This window comes from Plasticicumulans sp. (assembly GCF_035331805.1).
In the GTDB taxonomy this organism is placed as follows: domain Bacteria; phylum Pseudomonadota; class Gammaproteobacteria; order Competibacterales; family Competibacteraceae; genus Plasticicumulans.
Map to the genome: position 1 here is coordinate 1 of NZ_DAOLKE010000467.1, position 2,310 is coordinate 2,310.

Genomic DNA, 2,310 nt, shown 5'->3' on the forward strand with positions numbered 1-2,310 from the left:
GCGCTCGACGCCACGCTCGCCGCGCACGCCGGCGAGATCGCCGCGCTGATCGTCGAGCCGCTGGTGCAGTGCGCCGGCGGCATGCGCATGCACGACCCGGAGTACCTGCGCCTCGCGCGCGCCGCCTGCGACCGTCACGGCGTGCACCTGATCGCCGACGAGATCGCGGTCGGCTTCGGGCGCACCGGCACGCTGTTCGCGTGCGAGCAGGCCGGCATCACGCCGGATTTCCTGTGCCTGTCGAAGGGCCTGACCGGCGGCTACCTGCCGATGTCGGTGGTGCTGACCGGCGACGACATCTACCGCGCCTTCTACGACGACTACGGCAAGCTGACCGCCTTCCTGCACTCGCACAGCTACACCGGCAATCCGCTGGCGGCGCGCGCGGCGCTGGCAACGCTCGATCTGTTCGCCGCGAGCGACGTGCTCGGCCGCAACCGCGAACTGGCCGCGCACATGGCAAGGCTTGCCGGGCCGTTCCGCACGCATCCGCACATCGGCGACGTGCGCCAGCGCGGCATGATCCTCGCGTTCGAGATGGTCGCCGACCCGGCCACGCGCACGCCGTATCCGTGGCAGCAGCGCCGCGGCCTCGATGTCTACCGGCATGCGCTCGATCGCGGCGCGCTGCTGCGCCCGCTCGGCAACGTCGTCTACTTCATGCCGCCGTACGTGATCACCGAAGCCGAACTCGACCGGCTCGCCGAGATCGCGTGGGAGTGCATCGAACTGGTGACGCTCGATCCGCTGCCCTTCGGCGACATCGAACCCGACGGGCGCAGCGGCTGGCTGGCGTGACGGCCGCATGGCCGGCGGTCGTCGATGGCCCCGGCGCGGGCTCGCACGGCGCCTGAACGCCACTTCCCGTATGCCGGCTTGTGCGCCTCAAGCCCGCCCACGCACCGCGACCAGCGCCGTAAGCCCCTGACTTTTCTCTGCGAATGCTGTCGCGCAGGCCCCGCCCGGCCAGCGTGCGGCGGCACGATTCGCCGTGCGCAAGCGGGCAGGGACACGCCCCTGCGCCTGAGCGTCGCTGTCGCCGCCCCCTCCCGAAGTCCCGACTTCACCCCGCGCTGGGGCGCCGTCGCCCCAGAATGAGTCGACGCCGATAGTTGAAGTATCGGCGTCGATGCCCCGGCATCGGCGCCGGTATGTGGAACACCGGCGCCGGTGGTTCAGATATCGGCTTCGATCCCTGAAGTGTCGGCGCCGGTACTTCAGCAGTCCCCCGCCCTGCTCAGGTGTCGGCGTCGATACCTGAACAACCGGCGCCGCGGTAAAAAAGGGCGGCGGCGCTGCAAAAAGGGGCGGCGCAGGGGTGCGGACCCCTGACCGGGATGTGCAGACCTTCGCTGCCGAGGTGCCGGACATCGACGGCGGGGTTTCCGCAAGCCGGCGCGGGACTGGCGGCACCGGCGCCGGTCGTCGGGATCGCGGCGGCGGTGATGCCGGCATCGATGCCGGCAGTTCGGATACCGGCGCCGATACGACGGGTATCGGTGCCGGGATTCGCAGCAGCGGCGCCGGGATCGAGGGGCTCGACCGCAATGGATCGGCTGGCGCGTCCGATCGCTGCAAGGGCGGCGGCGGGTGTTGCGGACCCGCCGCCGGGGTGGCGAGGGGATCAGGCGGTCTTCTCGGGGGCCGCGGCCCGGGCGCCGCCGCCGGGGAAGCGGGTGCGCAGATCGTCGTAAATCTGCCGGGCTCCCGGCACGCCGCGGCGGGCGGCCTCGCGCACGCTCTGGTAATAGGCGAGATCGGCCATCAGGATTTCATTGCCGAGGATGGTCATCGTGTCTTCCATATGCTCGGCGAGCGTCATGAAGTCCGGGAAGAAACTCATGAAGCGCGTGCGCAGCAAACGATCCTTGCGGACTTCGGCGGGGTCGACGAAACCCGGCTGGAATTCCGGGTTGGTGAGCATGTAGGCCTGAATCTTCTCGTCGAAGCCAACGGTCTTCTCACCGAGTTTCGCGAGTTCCTTGCGCTCCTGCGTAGTCAGGCCGATCAAAAACGGCAGCTTGCTGCGGGCTGCGGTCACGAGTGCGCGCAGCTCGGCGATGTCCTGGTCGATCAGTTCGGCGGAAATGCGGTTGTAGTCGGGCATGGTGGATTCCTTTTCAGGACGGTTGCGGACGTGTTCCATACTCCATGCAAGGACGGCCGCAGCGCGGGGTGCGGCCGTGGTCTCCGGGGCGCGACGGATGGTGGCTGGAGTGGCGCGAGTCTAGTCAGTGCCTGCCGGGCGGCAAGTGCCGGCGGGAGGAGTGGAATGACGATCCTGTCATGGATCGCGGCGCGCGCTGTCGG

Annotated in this window: 2 protein-coding genes; one reads left to right on the top strand and one right to left on the bottom strand. The window is 69.4% G+C overall.

What is annotated here, in order from left to right; translation table 11 throughout:
• The coding region (locus PKE44_RS18460) for an aminotransferase class III-fold pyridoxal phosphate-dependent enzyme (protein ID WP_324554167.1) at window positions 1-798 on the top strand (798 nt) is incomplete at its 5' end.
• A gap of 826 nt (window positions 799-1,624) precedes the next feature.
• Here PKE44_RS18460 and PKE44_RS18465 read toward each other — a convergent pair.
• The gene (locus tag PKE44_RS18465) at window positions 1,625-2,146 is read right to left on the bottom strand and encodes a hypothetical protein (RefSeq protein WP_324554169.1); all 522 of its coding nucleotides are present in this window, start codon (window positions 2,144-2,146) and stop codon (window positions 1,625-1,627) included.
• Window positions 2,147-2,310 lie beyond the last annotated feature (164 nt).

Coding starts and splice junctions, on each gene's coding strand:
- PKE44_RS18465 (WP_324554169.1), bottom strand. CDS start 2,146: ATGGAACACGTCCGCAACCGTCCTGAAAAGGAATCCACCATGCCCGAC.